The following is a 16897-nucleotide window of genomic DNA, read 5'->3' on the forward strand; positions in this document are numbered from 1 at the left end:
GCGTCGATGAGTCAATATGCCTACAACTTTCTGTTCATCTCTGGCTCCTTCGCGGTCTACTTCATCATCGCGCTGTGGACGCGGGCCGGTTCGACGTCCGAGTTCTATGCGGCCGGACGCGGCGTCCATCCGGTGGTCAACGGCATGGCGACCGGGGCCGACTGGATGTCGGCGGCCTCCTTCATCTCGATGGCCGGCCTGATCTCCTTCGTCGGCTACGACAACTCCACCTATCTGATGGGATGGACCGGCGGGTTCGTGCTCTTGGCGATGCTCCTGGCGCCCTATTTGCGCCGGTACGGCCACTACACGGTCCCCTCCTTCATCGGCGACCGGTTCTACTCGCAGACCGCACGCATGGTCGCCGTCCTCTGCCTGATCATCGTCTCAATCACCTACGTCATCGGCCAGATGACGGGGGTCGGCGTCGCGTTCTCGCGCTTTCTGGAGGTGGACAACACGACCGGCCTTTTGATCGGCGCGGCCGTGGTCTTCTTCTACGCGGTCTTCGGCGGCATGAAGGGCATCACCTACACCCAGGTGGCGCAGTATGTGGTGCTGATCTTCGCCTACACCGTTCCGGCGATCTTCATTGCGCTGCAGCTCACCGGAAATCCGATTCCGGCACTGGGCCTGTTCGGCGATCATGTCGACGGCACGCCGCTGCTCGCCAAGCTCGATCAGGTGGTCGCCGATCTGGGCTTTGCCAGCTATACCGGCCACCACACGAGCACGTTGAACATGACCTTGTTCACGCTCTCGCTGATGATCGGCACGGCGGGCCTGCCGCATGTGATCATCCGCTTCTTCACCGTGCCGCGCGTCAAGGACGCGCGTTTTTCGGCGGGTTGGGCGCTGATCTTCATCGCGTTGCTGTACCTGACGGCGCCGGCCGTCGGCGCCATGGCCCGCCTCAATCTTATCGAGACGCTGTTTCCGAACGGTGTCCAGGAAGAGCCGATCCCCTATGATCAGCGGCCGGAATGGATGCAGAAGTGGGAGATCACCGGGTTGCTCGCCTTCGACGACAAGAACGGCGACGGCCGCATCCAGTACTACAACGACGCCAACGGCGATTATGCGAGCCAGGCGGAAGGACGCGGCTGGAACGGCTCCGAACTCAATGTGAACCAGGATATCCTGGTCCTCGCCAATCCGGAGATCGCCAAGCTGCCGAGCTGGGTGATCGCGCTGGTGGCGGCTGGCGGCATCGCGGCGGCGCTGTCGACGGCGGCGGGCCTGCTGCTCGCCATCTCGTCCGCGATCAGCCACGACCTGCTGAAAGGGGCGATCAACCCCTATATCGAGGAGCATCATGAGTTGCTGGCCGCCCGCATCGCCATGGCCGTGGCGATCGCCATCGCGACCTATTTCGGCCTGCATCCGCCGGGATTCGCGGCACAGACGGTGGCTCTTGCCTTCGGCCTGGCGGCGGCGACGATCTTCCCGGCTCTGATGATGGGGATCTTCTCCAAGCGCGTGAACGACATGGGCGCCATCGCCGGCATGCTCTGCGGCCTAGTGTTCACGGTCATCTACATCTTCGTCTACAAGGGCTGGTTCTTCATCTCGGGCACCAACAATCTTCCGGATACGCCGGACAACTGGGTGCTCGGCATCTCGCCGGTGTCGATCGGCGCCATCGGCGCGGTGATCAACTTCGCCGTGGGCTACGGCGTCTCGATGATGACGGCGGCGCCGCCGGCGCCGATCCAGGCCTTGATCGAGTCGATCCGTACCCCGCGCGGCGCCGGCGTGGCATTGCGCGAATAGCCACCGGTCCTGAAAAAGCCATTGCGGTCTTTCAGGACACGACGCGGGAGGACATGTGATTCGGCCCGATGCAATGTCGCTCTCGCCTAGATCGTCCGTCGGATGATCTGATCGGCAAGGCCACCCGCTTTCTAGGGCGGGTGGCCTTTCTGTCTGCAGACGATGCAATTTTCGTTGCTGCCCACATCTTGACCAGCGGCCGAATCGGCCCCATTCTCTTGTCTGTGTTCAACGAAGCGAAAGGAGGTGATCCAATGTCGAGTGATTTCCAGATGCCGGTTGGGTCGAGGTGGCTCAGCGGTGCGACGGAGCAGCCTCCGCGTTTCGCATGACCATCCAGAGCCCGGGCAACGGTCTCACCGACCCCGGCAGATGAGAATTCACGGGGCCGCTTCGCAAGAAGCGGCCTTTTGTGTGTCGGCCTTGCGCGCGAATTAGGCTACGCGAACCCGGCGATAGAGAGCTCATCTCTGCGTAGCAGTCCGTCTTCGGCGCTGCCGTCAGTCTTGTCTGTACTGTCGGCATAAAGATGCCGCCGTGTCGCGGGCCAGGGACCGGAACCCTTGCCGCGTCGTGAGGCCACGGTCTGGTAGATCATGACCGTGCCGCGCTCGAACGCCAGGGCGCATCCCGTCAGGTACAGCAGCCAAAGCCGGACCTTGGCCTCCCCCACCATGGCGGCAGCCTCGTCGCGGCGCCGATGCAGGCGGTCGGCCCAGATCCGGCACGTCCGACCATAGTGCTCTCGCCAGTTCTCCACGTCGTGGATCTCGAAGCGGTGCGCTTCCAGTTTCTGGAGCGAATGACCGATGAAATCGAGTTCGCCTCCCGGAAAGATATGCTTGGTCAAGGCGGCGTATTCGGGCGATTTGCGGCGGAAGGCTCGCAAGGTCGTCTTGGCCGGTCGGGCGATGGCATGATGGAGATAGAGGCCGCGGGGCCGGAGCAGGCGACGAACCGCGTCGAAATAGGCATCGTGATGGGCGAAACCCACATGCTCGAACATGCCGATCGAGGCGATCTTGTCAAAACGGCCGGAGAGCTCCTGAAACGACTTGAGCTCGATCGTGATGCGGTCCTGTAAACCGGCCTCGCGAATACGCCGCGTGGCGAGATCGAACTGTGTCTGACTGAGCGTGACGCCATGGCCCGTCACGCCGTAGTGCGAGGCAGCGTGGATCAGTAGAGCACCCCAACCGCAGCCTATGTCGAGAAAACGCTCGTCAGGCCGAAGGCCTAGCTTGCGACAGATCATATCCAGCTTGGCGACCTGCGCTTGGTCCAGATCGTCGTGCCAGCCGTCGAAATAGCCGCAGGAATAGACCATGCGCTCGTCGAGGAACAACGCATAGAAGTCGTTAGAGACATCATAGTGGTGGCGGATCGCCTCGGTAGTCGAGCCGCTCACCCCCGCGCCGGCGGCGACGCTCGCGGATCGCGCACGATGACGGGCGGCAAGCCGGAGAACCGTCGGCAAAGCGCGGACCAAAGCGCGTTTATCAAGACGTTTGAGCGCTTCGCGTGTGCGCACGCTGGGCCTCAAGGCCGCTAGGTCGAACAGCGTTCCGTCCTCGACGTCGAGCGCTCCGGAGGTCCAAAGCTCGGCCGCGCGATCGACTGTCGGCCGAAGCAGCAACCGAGCCAGTGCGGCGGGGTCATCGATGACCAGTATCGGGCCCGTTTCCGAGCCGATCCGTTCACCGGTCCAAATGCGCACGCCGAAGCCGGGTTCAAGCACGGCAACGGCCATGCGAAGCAGAGCTGCCAGCTGGGCTTCGGGTTTGGTTCGCAGGGCCATGTCGCTCGTCGGCCTCCCGCTCTGTCGGCTTGCCTCCTGCCGAGGCGAAGCCGGGCCGCCCTTCCCGGCATCCCGCCATGCAGAATCGCGTGTCCCCGCATACAATCAGAGGAGATAGAGCGGCGACGCCGTTCGGGCAGCATAGTCGCCGCAGGCCGTTATCCGCGCTGACGGATCACCGATTGCAGCAGGCCGATCGCGTCTGGGGCGCACCAATCGCGCCGCGCCTTGCCATCATAGGCGTCGGCGAAGCCCTCGATCAGCATCTGTCCGCCGACGTCCGTCCCCTGCGCCGTGGTGATATCGGCGACCACCCGGCCGTAATACTTGCCGCCTGCGATATTCGTCAGCCGCACCGGCCCGTCGCCCACCAACTCGCGCAGGCGATCGCGCGCTGCCTGGGCCGCGAGCTTTTCGCTGGCGCACTTGCCGCGCAGCTCCGGCGTATCGACCCCGCGCAGGCGCACCGCGACACGGACGCTCTGCATCGGCCAGATGAAGGCCTCGACGGTCATGGTGTCGCCGTCATAGATGTCGACGACGCTCGCTTCCACCGGGCCACTGATCGCCTTGCGATAGAAGTCCGAATCGTCGGCCGCCGCCGGGGCGGCAACCAGCATGGCGAGCCCGGCAATGCAACCAAAACGAGATATGGCGATGGTATTCAGCGCAGGCATCGACGATATGGATATGGGGATCGGATAATTTTCCTATACCCGACTCGGCTTGCAGGGTCAAACCGAGAACAGGTTTTCCAGAATCCCGTAACCGTGCTTTCCAGGGGGTTAATGTCGCCGGAGCGTTTGCAAATGCTTGCAGGCCCCCAATGTCGACGCCGGGCCTACCTGCGTCTGCACCGATCGTCTCCAGGAGACTGAAGGGAACCGCGCGGGCTCGGCCAGCCGGAACCGGCGGAAGTCCTCACCCAGACTTATATCCTACAACCAAAAGTACTTGTTTGGCGGATGTGTCGATACCGATGGCAAGGCGGCCGCAAGCTGATCGGCCGTCAGAAATCGGAGATGATGCCGTTCTTTTCCCAGTCGCCGTAGCGAATCGGCTCCGGGCCGTCGCGCCCGCCCAGTTCCTTCGGCCTCTCGGCTGCGTCGGTCGCGCGCGCGCGCCGGCGCTCTTCGGCCTCCGCCAGCGCCCGCTTGGCCGCGGGCGACAGCTCCTTGCGCGGAGCGCCGGGGAGCTGCGCTTGGACGTCCTTGGGCGTGTCGGTCATCGGTCTCACCATCCCTCGTTCGGCCGATCTTTTCGATCGGATCGCCGGGTATGGCAAGTCGCGCCGTCGCCGGCTTGAACCGGAACCCTCAAGCCACCAGATTTTCCGGCAGTCGGCGCGAATCGCGCCATCGTCCATGTCAGGAGGCATAACCGTCCGATGAACATGATCAAGACCGCGATGCTCCTCGCCTTCATGACGGCGCTCTTCATGGGCGTCGGCTTCTTGATCGGCGGCAGCAGCGGCATGATGATCGCCTTCGTCATTGCCGCGGCGATGAACCTTTTCTCCTATTGGAACGCCGACAAGATGGTGCTGTCGATGCACCATGCGCGGGAGGTCGATGCCCGCACGGCGCCGGAATATTACGGCATCATCGAGGGGCTGGCGAAGAACGCCGGCCTGCCCATGCCGCGCACCTATATCATCGAGAACGACCAGCCGAACGCCTTCGCCACCGGCCGCAATCCCGAAAATGCCGCGGTGGCCGCGACCACCGGCCTGTTGCGCCGGCTGACCCCGGACGAGATCGCCGGCGTGATGGCGCACGAGCTTGCCCATGTCCAGCATCGGGACACGCTGATCATGACGGTGACGGCGACGCTGGCCGGCGCGATCTCCATGCTCGGCAACTTCGCCTTCTTCTTCGGCGGCAACCGCGACAACAACAATCCGTTCGGCTTCATCGGCGTGCTCGTCGCCATGTTGGTGGCGCCGCTGGCCGCCATGCTGGTGCAGATGGCGATCAGCCGGACGCGCGAATATTCCGCCGACCGGCGCGGTGCCGAGATCTGCGGACAGCCGCTGGCCCTCGCCTCGGCGCTCGCCAAGATCGCCAACGCCGCGGGGCGTACGGTCAACTACGATGCTGAGCGCAACCCGGCGACGGCCCATATGTTCATCATCAATCCGCTGTCGGGCCAGCGCATGGACAGCTTGTTCTCGACGCATCCGGACACCGAAAACCGCATCGCGGCGCTGCAGCAGATGGCGGGCGAGATCGGGGGGCGTCCCTCGGCGCCCCGCTTCGAGGCGGAAGCATCTGCCATACCGCACCGTCAGCCCGGCGTCGGGCCGTGGTCTCGCGCGGGCGGGCGTCCGACACGCCCCCGCCGGGGACCGTGGGGTTGAGCGGGCAACCGACCCGCGACCGACGGAGATCCGATCCGAGGCCGGCAGACGATCGGGAAATCGCTCGCCCAGGCCTGCAGGCTCGCCTCGTCGCCGCCCGACTGCTCGCTGCCGTGGTCGACAGCGGCGTCTCGGCAGACGGCCTGCTCGATGTGGCGACCGGTCAGCCGGGGTTGCGGGCGTTGGAACCGCGCGATCAGGCGCTGGTCAAGGCGATCCTGACGACCGCATTGCGCTTTCGCGGCACCATCGACGCAGCTCTCGGCAAATGCCTGGACCGGCCGTTGCCGAAGAACGCCACCGCGCTTCAACACCTGCTCCATGTCGGCGCGGCTCAGATCCTGTTTCTCGACGTGCCGGATTCGGCGGCCGTGGATCTTGCCGTGGCCGGCGCCTCGGCCGATCCGCGCAGTCGCCTTTTTGCCGGCCTCACCAACGCCGTGCTGCGTCGCATTGCGCGTGAAAAAGACGCGATCTTGGCGTCCGCCGACGCGGCTGCCGATACGCCGGACTGGCTGTTCCAGCGTTGGGTGGCCGCTTATGGCACCGACGCCGCCCAGGCGATCGCCGCCATTCATCGGGTGCCGGCACCGCTCGATCTGTCGGTGAAGTCCGATCCGGCCGGCTGGGCGGAAAAGCTGGGTGGCCAGGCGCTTCCGACCGGCACCGTGCGACTGGCCGGCCTTGATCGGCCATTGACGGATCTGCCGGGGTTTGCGGAGGGCGAATGGTGGGTCCAGGATGCCGCGGCTGCTCTGCCGGCCCGGCTGTTCGGTCCGGTGACGGGCTTGCGGATCGCCGATCTGTGCGCGGCGCCTGGCGGCAAGACGGCCCAGCTCGCGGCGGCCGGCGCCGCGGTGACGGCGCTCGACCTCTCCGCGTCGCGGCTGCGCCGGTTGGAGGACAATCTCGCCCGGCTTCGCCTGACGGCCGACATCGTCAAGGCCGATCTGTCGCGCTATCGGCCGACCGAGCCGTTCGACGGTGTGCTGATCGATGCGCCCTGCTCGTCGACCGGCACGATCCGGCGCCATCCCGATATCGCCTACACCAAGACGCCGGACGAGATCGATAAGCTGGCGGCCGTTCAGCGCCGCCTTCTCGAGGCCGCCGCGCAGCTCGTGGCGCCCGGCGGCCTGCTGGTCTTTTCCAACTGCTCGCTCGACCCGCTGGAGGGGGAGGCGGTGATCGCCGACTTCCTCAAGGCGAACGGCGGTTTCGAAGCGGTGCCGGTGCGCCCGGACGAGATACCCGGCCTCGATGACGCGGTGACGCCAGACGGTTTTCTACGCACCACGCCGGCCCTGTTGGCCGACCCGGAACCGCGCCGATCCGGCCTCGACGGCTTCTTCGCCGCACGCCTGCGTCGCCTGCGCTGAGATCCGGGCGGCCTGGGGCGAACCAAAGCTCTCGTTGCAACCCGCGCGTTAGCGAAGCCTTAACCATACTGCGAGAAGCTGATCCTGCGGTGCTGTGGCGCATCGCCACCATGGATGCTTCAGCGGCAAGGGCGAAATCGAGTGACAGCGGGATTGGCGGACAAATCGCGTCTGGCGGCCCTGGTTCTCCAGGAAGTCTGGCGACGTGCGCGCCGCAGCCTTCCACTTCGCTCGCTGGGCCGCACGGGCTTTGCGCGCGGCGGCACCGATCGCCTCCTGGCGATGCCGGCCGATTTGCGGTTCGGCGATGCAGCGGAGGCCGAAAGCATTTATGGCGGGCGCTTCACCTTCGCCGGCCATAGCGTCGCCGTCGCCGATCAATCGCCCTTCCAGGTGATCCCGCCCTGCCGCGACTGGGCGAAGGAGCTGCACGGTTTTGCCTGGCTGCGCCATCTCGCCGATGCCCGGGACGATCTCGCCAGCGCCAACGCCCGCTGGCTGGTGGGCGAATGGCTGCGCCTCGCCTCGCGGCTGCCGGGGATCGCCTTCGAACCCGAAGTCGTCGCCCAACGCATCGTGGCGTGGCTCCGTCATGCGCCGCTGGTGCTCGCCGAAGCCGATCCGCAGTTTCGCCGCCAATTCATCCGCTCGCTGGCGCGCCAGGTTCGCGCCCTGCGCTCTCGCCTGACCGCGACGCCCGACGGCGCTCCGAGGCTTTCGGTGCTGATGGCGCTGGCAACGGCCTCCTTGTGCCTGCCCACCAGCGCCTTTCATATCCGCACTACGGCGACCGCGCTCGGCAACGAACTCGATCGGCAGGTTCATCCCGACGGCGGCCATCTGTCGCGCAACCCTGAGGCCATCGCCGACCTGCTCGCCGAGCTGCTGCCGCTGCGCCAACTTTACGTCTCCCAGAGCCATCCCGTGCCCAAGGGCCTGCTCGGCGCCATCGACAGGATGCTGCCGGCCCTGCGCTTCTTCCGCCATGGCGATGGCGAACAGGCGCTGTTCAACGGCGCCGGCCCCGGCTCGGCCGATCTCATCGCGACGCTGTCGCGCTATGACGAATCGCTGGGCGAGCCGATCTCCCACGCGCGTCAGTCGGGCTATCTGCGCCTTTCCGCCGAAGGCACGGTGCTCCTGGCCGATGTCGGTACGCCGCCGCCCACGCCTCTCGCCATGGACGCGCATGCCGGCACGCTGTCGTTCGAACTCTCGTCGCGTGCCGGGCGCCTCGTCGTCAATTGCGGCCGGCCGGATCGGTCCCGGCCCGAATGGCAGCAGTTCGGGCGAGCCAGCGCGGCCCATTCGACACTGGTGATCGACGACCGCTCGTCGGCGCGTTTTGCCACGTCGGAGGCGCTGGAACGCTTCGTCGGATCGCCGCTCTATGCCGGTCCGCGCACCGTCTCCGTCCAGCGCGAAGAAGTGCGGGGTGGCCAAGGCTTTTCGGCGGCGCATGACGGCTATCGGGAGGCGTTCGGCCTCGTTCATCGACGCTCCGTCTTTCTGACCCAAGGCGGCCGCGCGGTCCATGGACTCGATCGTCTGCTGCCCGGCGGCGCCAGGCCGTCCCACACGATCGAGCGGCTGCCGGCGGCGGTGCGGTTCCATCTTCATCCGCGCGTCGGCGTACAGCGTACCGGCGACGGCCTGCGGCTGTCGCTGCCGGGCGAGATCTGGCGTTTCATGGCCGACGTCGATTTCGACATCGAGGACAGCGTGTTTTTCGCCGATCCTTCGGGCGCGCGCCGCACGCTGCAGATCGTCCTCGCCTTCGATGCGCTCATCACGCCGAACGTGGCGTGGCAATTTGTCCGGTGCGACAGCTAACGGCACAATGAAAGACTTCCGGGACCGGCGTGGTTGTCATGCGCGCCGGGCACGGTTATCTCGGGCTATCCAAGTCATCGCGATCGCTTCAAGCCCGAGAGCCCATCATGGCCGTAGCCGCCAACACTTTTCCCGTTCCCGACCGCGTCCTCGTGCGCCGTGCGCTGTTGTCGGTGTCCGATAAGACGGGACTCGAGTCCTTCGCCCGCGCCCTGTCCGAGCACGGGGTGGAGCTGGTTTCCACCGGCGGCACCCGCCGCGCCCTGGAAGCCGCCGGACTGCCGGTGCGTGACGTCAGCGAGCTGACGCGGTTTCCCGAGATCATGGACGGCCGTGTCAAGACGCTCCATCCGGGCGTCCACGGCGGGCTGCTGGGGGTGCGCGCCGATCCGGCCCACCGTCGGGCGATGGAGGAGCATGATCTCGCCGAGATCGATCTGCTCGTCTGCAACCTCTACCCGTTCGAGGAGACGGTAAAGGCCAAGGCCGATTTCGCCACGACGCTGGAAAACATCGATATCGGCGGCCCGGCGATGATCCGGGCGGCGGCCAAGAACCACGCCTATCTGACGGTGGTCACCGACCCCGACGACTACAGCACCGTCCTGTCCGAGCTGGTCGAGGGCGAGGGCTCGACGAGCCTCGCCTGCCGCCGCGAACTGGCGGCGCGCGCCTTTCAGCGCGTGGCGAGCTACGACGCGGCGATCGCCATCTGGCTCTCCGGCGAGGTGCACGATGCGGCGCCCGCCTATGCCAGCTTTTCCGGCTATCTGGCGCAGGTGCTGCGCTACGGCGAGAACCCGCATCAGTCCGCCTCCTTCTACACCAGCGGCGATGGCCGGCCGGGCGTGGCGACCGCACGCCAGCTGCAGGGCAAGGAGCTCTCCTACAACAACATCAACGACACCGACGCAGCCTTCGAACTGGTGGCAGAATTCGATCCGACGCGGGCCGCGGCCGTGGCGATCATCAAACACGCCAATCCATGCGGCGTCGCCGAGGCCGAGACGCTGACGGAGGCCTACCGGCGCGCGCTGGCCTGCGATCCGGTCTCCGCGTTCGGCGGCATCGTGGCGCTCAACCGCACGCTCGACGCGGCGACGGCGGCCGAGATCACCAAGGTGTTCACCGAAGTGATCATCGCGCCCGACGCCGACGAGGAGGCGATCGCCGTTCTGTCGGCCAAGAAGAACCTGCGGCTGCTCCTGACCGGCGGACTGCCCGATCTGAGCGAGCCGGGGATGAACTTCCGCTCCGTTTCCGGCGGCTTTCTGGTCCAGTCGCGCGACGCCGGCAGCGTCGACGACGTCGACCTCAAGGTGGTGACCTCGCGCAGCCCCAGTGCCGCCGAGCTGGCGGATCTGAAATTCGCCTTCCGCGTCGCCAAACACGTCAAGTCGAACGCCATCGTCTATGCCAGGGATCTGGCCACGGTGGGCGTCGGCGCCGGGCAGATGAGTCGCGTCGATTCGGCACGCATCGCGGCCCAAAAGGCGCGCGAGGCCGCCGAGGCTGCCGGACTGGCCGAGCCGCTGACCGTCGGCTCGGTGGTGGCCTCCGATGCGTTCTTCCCCTTCGCCGACGGCATGTTGGCGGCAGTCGAGGCCGGCGCGACGGCGGTCATCCAGCCGGGCGGCTCGGTGCGTGACGAGGAGGTGATCAAGGCGGCCGACGAGCGCGGCATCGCCATGGTGTTCACCGGCATGCGCCATTTCCGGCATTAACGAGCCGGCTCCGCAAACCGCTCTTATCTTCCCGCCCCTGATGTCCTAAGCTTGGGCGGTCGGGAGATGGTTCGCCGTCTTTCGCGCAGGGACGCCGGTCCTGCGCCGTTATGTCGCGCTCTGGCGCCGCGATGCGGGCCGAGCTGTGCGTTAGGCCGCGCTGCTTGGGGTGCGGCGGCCCGACGGCCCGTTGTCCGGTGCCACTCCGAGTGAGATGTGGCGCTGATCGGCAATCGGCCCGATCCAGCAACGGGGGCAAGAGTGGAAGACAGCAATCGCGTATCGACCGGTGTTCCGGGGCTCGACACCATTTTGGGAGGGGGCCTGCCAGGCCCCCGTCTCTATCTGCTGCGCGGCGCCGCGGGCACGGGCAAGACCACGCTCGCCCTGCAGTTTCTGATGGAAGGCGTGCGGCAAGGCGAGGCGGTGCTCTACGTCTCGCTGGCCCAGTCCGAGGACGAGTTGCGGCAGATGGCGGCGTCGCATGGCTGGTCGCTCGACGGCATCGCCATCGTGTCCCTGGCCGGGGAGGACCCGACCGACATGACGGAACAGACGATCTTTCAGAGCGCCGATCTGCGGTTGGATCGCACGCGCGACACCATTCAGAACATCGTGAAGGACATCCAGCCGCGCCGGGTCGTCTACGATTCGCTGTTGGAGGTCCGGCTGCTCGCCGCCGACGCCATGCGGCTGAGGCGCGAGATCCTCGGCTTCAAGTCGTTTCTCGGCACCCAGGGAGTGACCACGCTTCTGCTCGACACCGAACATCTGTCGAGCGCCGATACCGGTGCGGAGGATCAGCTCGAGAACATCGCGCACGGATTGATCCGGTTGGAGCGGCAGCTGCCGGCCTACGGCATCGCTCGACGCCGGGTGGAGGTCAAGAAGATGCGCGGAACGCCCATCAACGATGGTTATCACGACCTCAGCATTCGCCAGGGCGAAGGCGTCACGATCTACCCGCGCATCGTTCCCAACACGCGCCATGAAGAGGGCATCGACGGCGAACTCATCAAGTGCAACATCGAAAATCTCGACGGAATGCTGGGCGGCGGCCTGGACGCGGGCACGACGGCGCTGCTCATGGGGCAGTCGGGGACCGGCAAGTCGACGCTCGCCTCACTCTACATCCGCGCGGCCCTCGAGCGTGGCGAGCGCGTCGGCATGTTCCTGTTCGAGGAGCGGCAGGAGACGTTTTTCCGGCGCTCGGAAGGGCTCGGCATCAAGCTGCGGGAATACTATGACGCCGGCCAGCTCATGCTGCGCGACTTCAATCCCACGGAGGTGTCGCCCGGCGAGTTCGCCGGAATCGTGCGCGAGTCGGTCGAGGAACACAACGCGCGCGTCATCGCCATCGACAGCTTCACCGGCTATCTGAGCGCGCTGCCTGAAAGCCAGGAAGCGATCACCCAGATGCATTCGCTCCTGAAATACATCACCCGGCGCGGCGTGCTGACCATGCTGATCGTCGCCCAGCATGGCCTCTTGGGCTACGAGGCGCATACGGATCTGGACATGTCGTTCCTGGGCGACTCGGTGCTTCTGCTGCGCATGTTCGAGTGGCCGGGCGTGGTTCGGCGCACCATCACCGTGGTCAAGAAGCGCCATGGTCCGCACGACCTCGACGTCCATGAATACATCATCGGTTCGGAGGGGGTGAAGGTCGAGCCCTTCAACCAGCCGCCGCCGGGCGAGTCCGGCGGCTATTATCCCAAAGGTTGAACGACTCGCATTGCTCGATGCTTGGCTGTAGGTTCGCCCTACGCCCGGACGCGGCAACAGGGGAGACGAAATGCGGCGCCATGCGATGACGACACGTTCGCGGAGGCTGGTCGGAGAACGCCACCGCTTGCGGCGGTGACCGGTTATGGCGGCGCCGAAACCCGTTCATGCGGTCGACGCAGAGTTGCGCGTGCTGGTGTGCGCGCCGTTTCGCAGGGATTCCGCCCTGATCCGTGAGATCCTCAGGCATCAGGGCATCGAGTCCCTGATCGTCGATCTCGATGATGCCGACAATGACAGCTTGGCCGATCATGGCGCCGTCCTGATTTGCACGCAGGAGGGCCTGACGCACAAGTTGCGGGCGCGTCTCCTGGACGTGGTCGACGCTCAACCGTCCTGGGCGAGCCTGCCGATCGTGTTTCTGCTCGACATCGACGCCGATAGCGATGCGATCATGTCCGAGCTGGGCGATCTGCTCGTCAAGGGGCACGTGATGGTGCTGCATCGCCCGGTGCGGCCTTTGGAGTTTCGCACCGCCGTGAGCAACGCGCTCGCCACCCGGCGGCGTCAGCTCGAAACCCGCAATCACTTGGCCTATCAGACCGAATTGCAGCGCGAACTCAATCACCGCGTGAAGAACACATTGGCGACCTTCGTCGCGATCTATCGCATGTCGTTGCGCCAGAGCACGACGCTCGATGACTTCGCGGCGCGCTTCGGCTCCCGCGTCGAGGCGCTGACGGCCGTGCATACGCTTCTCGACGAGACGCGCAACGACGGCAGCGGCCTCGCCGAGCTGGTCTCCGGCGTGCTGGCGCCCTACGAGGGAGACCAGGCGGACCGTTTCGAGATCGCCGGGCCACCGGTGAAACTGCAACGCAATGCCGGTTTCGCGCTGGCGCTGATCCTCAACGAGCTGGCGACCAATGCCGTCAAATACGGTGCTCTGTCGCAGTCCCAGGGCCGGGTGGCTGTGTCCTGGACCAGCGAGGCCGACGGGGCGATGGCGCTCGACTGGCGCGAGCGTGGCGGACCTGCGGTCAAGACGCCGGAGAAGCCGGGTTATGGCACACGCTTCATCGAGGGAAGCGTGCGCGGCATCGCGGGCGAGTGCAGCTTCGACTATGCCGCAGACGGCCTGCGCTTCCGGATGACGCTTCCCTCCGGATAGCAGGTGCGTTCTCAAGGCGATGAGCGCACCAGCTTGGTCGCTGGGTCTTGATCTCGCGTCTCACGCTGCTGTTTCAATGGCTTTTCGCGCTTTCGGCGGCATCGCGGCGCTGTCGACGGGCGGGGTTTGAGGATTGTCTGACGGGCCTTCGTTTTTCCGACAGGAATGAGATCGGCCCTGGCATAATTTCGAAGGCACCTGTTCAACGGATGCGATAGAGCAACTGGCATTCTAGTGCGCCAGAAGCCGGCGCTCGTCTGGCCGATCAGGGCCAACAGACTTCGAGGCTGCCAAATGACCTTGCACCCTCTCCTCCAGCAGAAGCAGCGCTTCATCTCGCGCGACGGTGTCATCGAGCTGATCGGCCGGCTGGCCGACAATCTGATCAACATCAAGGATGAGACCGGGGAGTTCCTGCTCCGCCTGGACGACGGCCGCGTGATCGACACGAAGGGCTGGGCCGGCTGGGAATGGACCCACGGCATCGGGCTCTATGGCCTGTTCAAATATTACGAGCTGACCGGCGATCCCAAGGCGATGGCGATCATCCAGGACTGGTTCGCCGCGCGTCTGGCCGAGGGTACGCCGACCAAGAACATCAACACCGTCGCGCCCTTCCTGACGCTCGCCTGCCTTTACGAGCATGCTCCCAACCACATCTGGCTCCCCTACCTGGAGACCTGGGCCGAGTGGGTGATGCACGAGATGCCGCGCACCCGCGAGGGCGGCCTGCAGCACATCGTCTACAACAGCGTCAACGACCAGCAGATGTGGGACGACACTCTGATGATGAGCGTGTTGCCGTTGGCCCGGATCGGCAAGCTGCTCGGCCGGCCTGACTATGTCGAAGAGGCCAAGTACCAGTTCCTGCTGCACACCCAGTATCTTGCCGACCGGTCGAGCGGGCTGTGGTTCCACGGCTGGACCTTCGACGGCAACCACAACTTCGCCAACGCGCTCTGGGCCCGCGGCAACAGCTGGATCACCATCGCCATCCCGGAATTCATCGAGATGATCGATTTGAAGCCGGGCGATGCGATCCGCAAGCACCTGATCTCGACGCTCGATCGTCAGGCCGCGGCCCTGGCGAAATACCAGGACCCGGAAACGGGCCTTTGGCATACCCTGGTCGACGACACCGGCAGCTATGTCGAGGCTTCGGCGACGGCGGGCTTCGCCTATGGCCTGCTCAAGGCGGCGCGCAAGCGCTACATCGGCGACCAGTATCGGGCGGTGGCCGAAAAGGCGGTGCAAGCCATCGTCGCCAACATCAGCGACGACGGCGAACTGCAACAGGTGTCGTTCGGCACCGCGATGGGCTCCGACCTCGATTTCTATCGCAATATCAAGCTGACCTCGATGCCGTATGGCCAGGCGATGGCGATCCTGTGCCTGTCGGAATACCTGCGCGCATACCTTTAGTGAAACGGGAGGTCGGCGGCCGTCGAATGGCGAGCCGCCTTGGCGCTCCCTCTGTGGAGTAAAAGGGTAGGATAATGAAAACGCTAGCAATTCTTCTGGCGACCACGGCGATGGTGGCCGTGACCGGCTCGGCCGACGCGGCCAGCGTCGATCTGCGCTTTGCCTATGCCAGCAATGCCACGCCGACCAAGGAGGCGATGGCCAAGTTCGGCGAGCTTCTTCAGGAAAAGACCAACGGCGAAGTGACCGTCACCTACTTCCCGGACAGCCAGCTGGGCGGCGAACGGGAACTGGTCGAGATGGTCCAAAGCGGCCTGCTCGACATGACCAAGGTCTCGGGCGGTCTGATGGAGAGCTTCTCTCCCGTCTATGGCGTTTTCTCGATGCCGTATCTCTTTTCCAGCCAGGACCAGTTCTACCAGGTCATGGACGATCCCGACATCATGGGACCGATCTACGAGTCGACCAAGGACAACGGCATGGTCGGCCTCAGCTACTACGATTCCGGCCAGCGCAGCTTTTACACCGTCGCCAAACCGGTGATGCATGTGGAGGACCTCAAGGGCCTCAAGATCCGCGTCATGCAGAGCCCGACCTCGATCGAGACGATGAAGGTGCTCGGCGCCTCGCCGGTCGCCATGAGCCAGGACGAGGTCTACACCTCGCTGCAGCAAGGTATTCTCGACGGTGCCGAGAACAACGAGTTCGCGCTGACGATCGCCCGGCATGCCGAGGTCGCCAAGAACTACAGCTACGACATGCACACCCGCATTCCCGACATCCTGCTGATCGGCACAGCAGCGCTCGACAAGCTGTCGGACGAGCAGAAGCAGGCGGTCTACGAGGCGGCCAAGGAGTCGACCGAGTACCAGAAGAAGCTCTGGATCGAGGCGGTCGAGGCGGAAAAGAAGAAGGCCGAGGACGAGTTCGGCGTCAGCTTCTCCTATCCGGACGTGGCTGAATTCCAGAAGGCGGTTCAGCCGATGTACGAGGATCTGAAGGCCAAGCCGGAGCAGTACGAGGTCTATCAGAAGATCCAGGCTCTAGCGGGCGAATAAGGATACGTCGCCATGAGGACCCTGCGGCTTGTGCTCGACCGCTTGACGGCGGTGTTCCTCTGCATCCTGCTGTCCGTCATGATCGTTCTGATCACCTGGCAGGTGTTCAGCCGCTATGCGCTGAACGATCCGAGCGTGTTCACCGAGGAGCTTTTGCGCTTCGGCGTCATCTGGATATCGCTGGTCGGTGCTGCCTACGTCACGGGCAAGAACAAGCACATGTCCGTCGATCTCGTGAAGGAGATGCTGGGCGGGTCGGCGAAAAAGATCCTGCATATCGTCATTCAGCTCTTCTTCGTCGCCTTCGCGGTGGCGGTGCTGATCGTCGGCGGCATGCATGCGATCTCGATCGCCTCCCATCAGGTGACGCCGGTGCTGCAGCTGCCGATGGGCGCGGTCTATGCGGCACTGCCCACCAGCGGCGTCCTCATGGCGATCTATGCCCTGCTCAATATCGGAGACGCCCTCATCGGGCAGGGCGTCCCCGAGCCCGAGGTTCTGCCGAGTTCGGCATTGGATGGTTAGCATGGCTGCACAATCCGGTCTGATCCTGATCTCGGTCTTCCTGGTGCTCGCGGCACTGGGGATTCCCTTGGCGCTCAGCATCGTGGCGGCGGCCATGTCGGCGGTCCTGCTGATCGCTCCGTTCGACATG

At 65.2% G+C, this 16897-nt stretch carries 13 protein-coding genes; 10 read left to right on the top strand and 3 right to left on the bottom strand.

Going from position 1 to position 16897, the window contains the following annotated elements; all coding sequences use genetic code 11:
- Positions 1 to 6: 6 nt before the first annotated feature.
- Positions 7 to 1773: a sodium:solute symporter family protein gene (locus SMD10_RS06715; protein ID WP_331684895.1), complete on the top strand. Its 1767-nt coding sequence runs from the start codon at positions 7 to 9 to the stop codon at positions 1771 to 1773.
- A gap of 439 nt (positions 1774 to 2212) precedes the next feature.
- On the opposite strand, the gene SMD10_RS06720 is transcribed toward SMD10_RS06715, so the two are convergent.
- The 3 genes from SMD10_RS06720 to SMD10_RS06730 all read right to left on the bottom strand — a co-directional run bounded on the left by SMD10_RS06720 (position 2213) and on the right by SMD10_RS06730 (position 4799).
- Positions 2213 to 3571 (bottom strand): cyclopropane-fatty-acyl-phospholipid synthase family protein, encoded by a 1359-nt coding sequence (locus tag SMD10_RS06720; RefSeq protein ID WP_331684896.1) that lies wholly within the window; start codon positions 3569 to 3571, stop codon positions 2213 to 2215.
- A gap of 158 nt (positions 3572 to 3729) precedes the next feature.
- A complete protein-coding gene (locus SMD10_RS06725; RefSeq protein ID WP_331684897.1) occupies positions 3730 to 4248 on the bottom strand; it encodes a thermonuclease family protein in 519 nt (172 codons plus the stop codon).
- Between the two features lie 332 nt (positions 4249 to 4580).
- Positions 4581 to 4799, bottom strand: a complete 219-nt coding sequence (locus SMD10_RS06730) for a DUF1674 domain-containing protein (protein WP_331684898.1) — start codon at positions 4797 to 4799, stop codon at positions 4581 to 4583.
- Positions 4800 to 4958: 159 nt separating this feature from the next.
- Here SMD10_RS06730 and htpX point away from each other — a divergent pair, with 159 nt between their 5' ends.
- The 9 genes from htpX (at position 4959) to SMD10_RS06775 (ending at position 16767) form a co-directional block, all read left to right on the top strand.
- A complete protein-coding gene (gene htpX / locus SMD10_RS06735; protein WP_331684899.1) occupies positions 4959 to 5930 on the top strand; it encodes a zinc metalloprotease HtpX in 972 nt (323 codons plus the stop codon).
- Positions 5927 to 7309 (top strand): RsmB/NOP family class I SAM-dependent RNA methyltransferase, encoded by a 1383-nt coding sequence (locus SMD10_RS06740; RefSeq protein WP_432757195.1) that lies wholly within the window; start codon positions 5927 to 5929, stop codon positions 7307 to 7309. The genes htpX and SMD10_RS06740 overlap by 4 nt, the downstream gene beginning before the upstream one ends.
- A gap of 153 nt (positions 7310 to 7462) precedes the next feature.
- The gene (locus SMD10_RS06745; RefSeq protein ID WP_331684900.1) at positions 7463 to 9142 is read left to right on the top strand and encodes a heparinase II/III family protein; all 1680 of its coding nucleotides are present in this window, start codon (positions 7463 to 7465) and stop codon (positions 9140 to 9142) included.
- Between the two features lie 107 nt (positions 9143 to 9249).
- On the top strand, positions 9250 to 10866 hold the full coding sequence (gene purH, locus SMD10_RS06750; protein WP_331684901.1) for a bifunctional phosphoribosylaminoimidazolecarboxamide formyltransferase/IMP cyclohydrolase: 1617 nt from the start codon (positions 9250 to 9252) through the stop codon (positions 10864 to 10866).
- Between the two features lie 261 nt (positions 10867 to 11127).
- Entirely contained in the window at positions 11128 to 12591 is a 1464-nt protein-coding gene (locus SMD10_RS06755) for an ATPase domain-containing protein (RefSeq protein WP_331684902.1), read from the top strand.
- Positions 12592 to 12736: 145 nt separating this feature from the next.
- Complete coding sequence (locus SMD10_RS06760) at positions 12737 to 13762, top strand: sensor histidine kinase (protein WP_331684903.1); 1026 nt, start codon at positions 12737 to 12739, stop codon at positions 13760 to 13762.
- A gap of 294 nt (positions 13763 to 14056) precedes the next feature.
- Positions 14057 to 15184, top strand: a complete 1128-nt coding sequence (gene bglB, locus SMD10_RS06765; RefSeq protein ID WP_331684904.1) for a beta-galactosidase BglB — start codon at positions 14057 to 14059, stop codon at positions 15182 to 15184.
- Between the two features lie 74 nt (positions 15185 to 15258).
- Complete coding sequence (locus SMD10_RS06770; RefSeq protein ID WP_331684905.1) at positions 15259 to 16242, top strand: TRAP transporter substrate-binding protein; 984 nt, start codon at positions 15259 to 15261, stop codon at positions 16240 to 16242.
- A gap of 12 nt (positions 16243 to 16254) precedes the next feature.
- Positions 16255 to 16767, top strand: coding sequence for a TRAP transporter small permease (locus SMD10_RS06775; RefSeq protein WP_331684906.1), 513 nt, complete (start codon positions 16255 to 16257; stop codon positions 16765 to 16767).
- Positions 16768 to 16897: the final 130 nt, after the last annotated feature.

Source organism: Consotaella aegiceratis, assembly GCF_036541425.1.
Lineage (GTDB): Bacteria > Pseudomonadota > Alphaproteobacteria > Rhizobiales > Rhizobiaceae > Consotaella > Consotaella aegiceratis.

Bases quoted from the DNA above. Each gene is read 5' to 3' on its own strand.
- SMD10_RS06720 (WP_331684896.1), bottom strand. From the start codon at position 3,571: ATGGCCCTGCGAACCAAACCCGAAGCCCAGCTGGCAGCTCTGCTTCGC.
- SMD10_RS06760 (WP_331684903.1), top strand. From the start codon at position 12,737: ATGGCGGCGCCGAAACCCGTTCATGCGGTCGACGCAGAGTTGCGCGTG.
- bglB (WP_331684904.1), top strand. From the start codon at position 14,057: ATGACCTTGCACCCTCTCCTCCAGCAGAAGCAGCGCTTCATCTCGCGC.
- SMD10_RS06730 (WP_331684898.1), bottom strand. From the start codon at position 4,799: ATGACCGACACGCCCAAGGACGTCCAAGCGCAGCTCCCCGGCGCTCCG.
- SMD10_RS06715 (WP_331684895.1), top strand. From the start codon at position 7: ATGAGTCAATATGCCTACAACTTTCTGTTCATCTCTGGCTCCTTCGCG.
- SMD10_RS06775 (WP_331684906.1), top strand. From the start codon at position 16,255: ATGAGGACCCTGCGGCTTGTGCTCGACCGCTTGACGGCGGTGTTCCTC.
- htpX (WP_331684899.1), top strand. From the start codon at position 4,959: ATGAACATGATCAAGACCGCGATGCTCCTCGCCTTCATGACGGCGCTC.
- SMD10_RS06770 (WP_331684905.1), top strand. From the start codon at position 15,259: ATGAAAACGCTAGCAATTCTTCTGGCGACCACGGCGATGGTGGCCGTG.
- purH (WP_331684901.1), top strand. From the start codon at position 9,250: ATGGCCGTAGCCGCCAACACTTTTCCCGTTCCCGACCGCGTCCTCGTG.
- SMD10_RS06725 (WP_331684897.1), bottom strand. From the start codon at position 4,248: ATGCCTGCGCTGAATACCATCGCCATATCTCGTTTTGGTTGCATTGCC.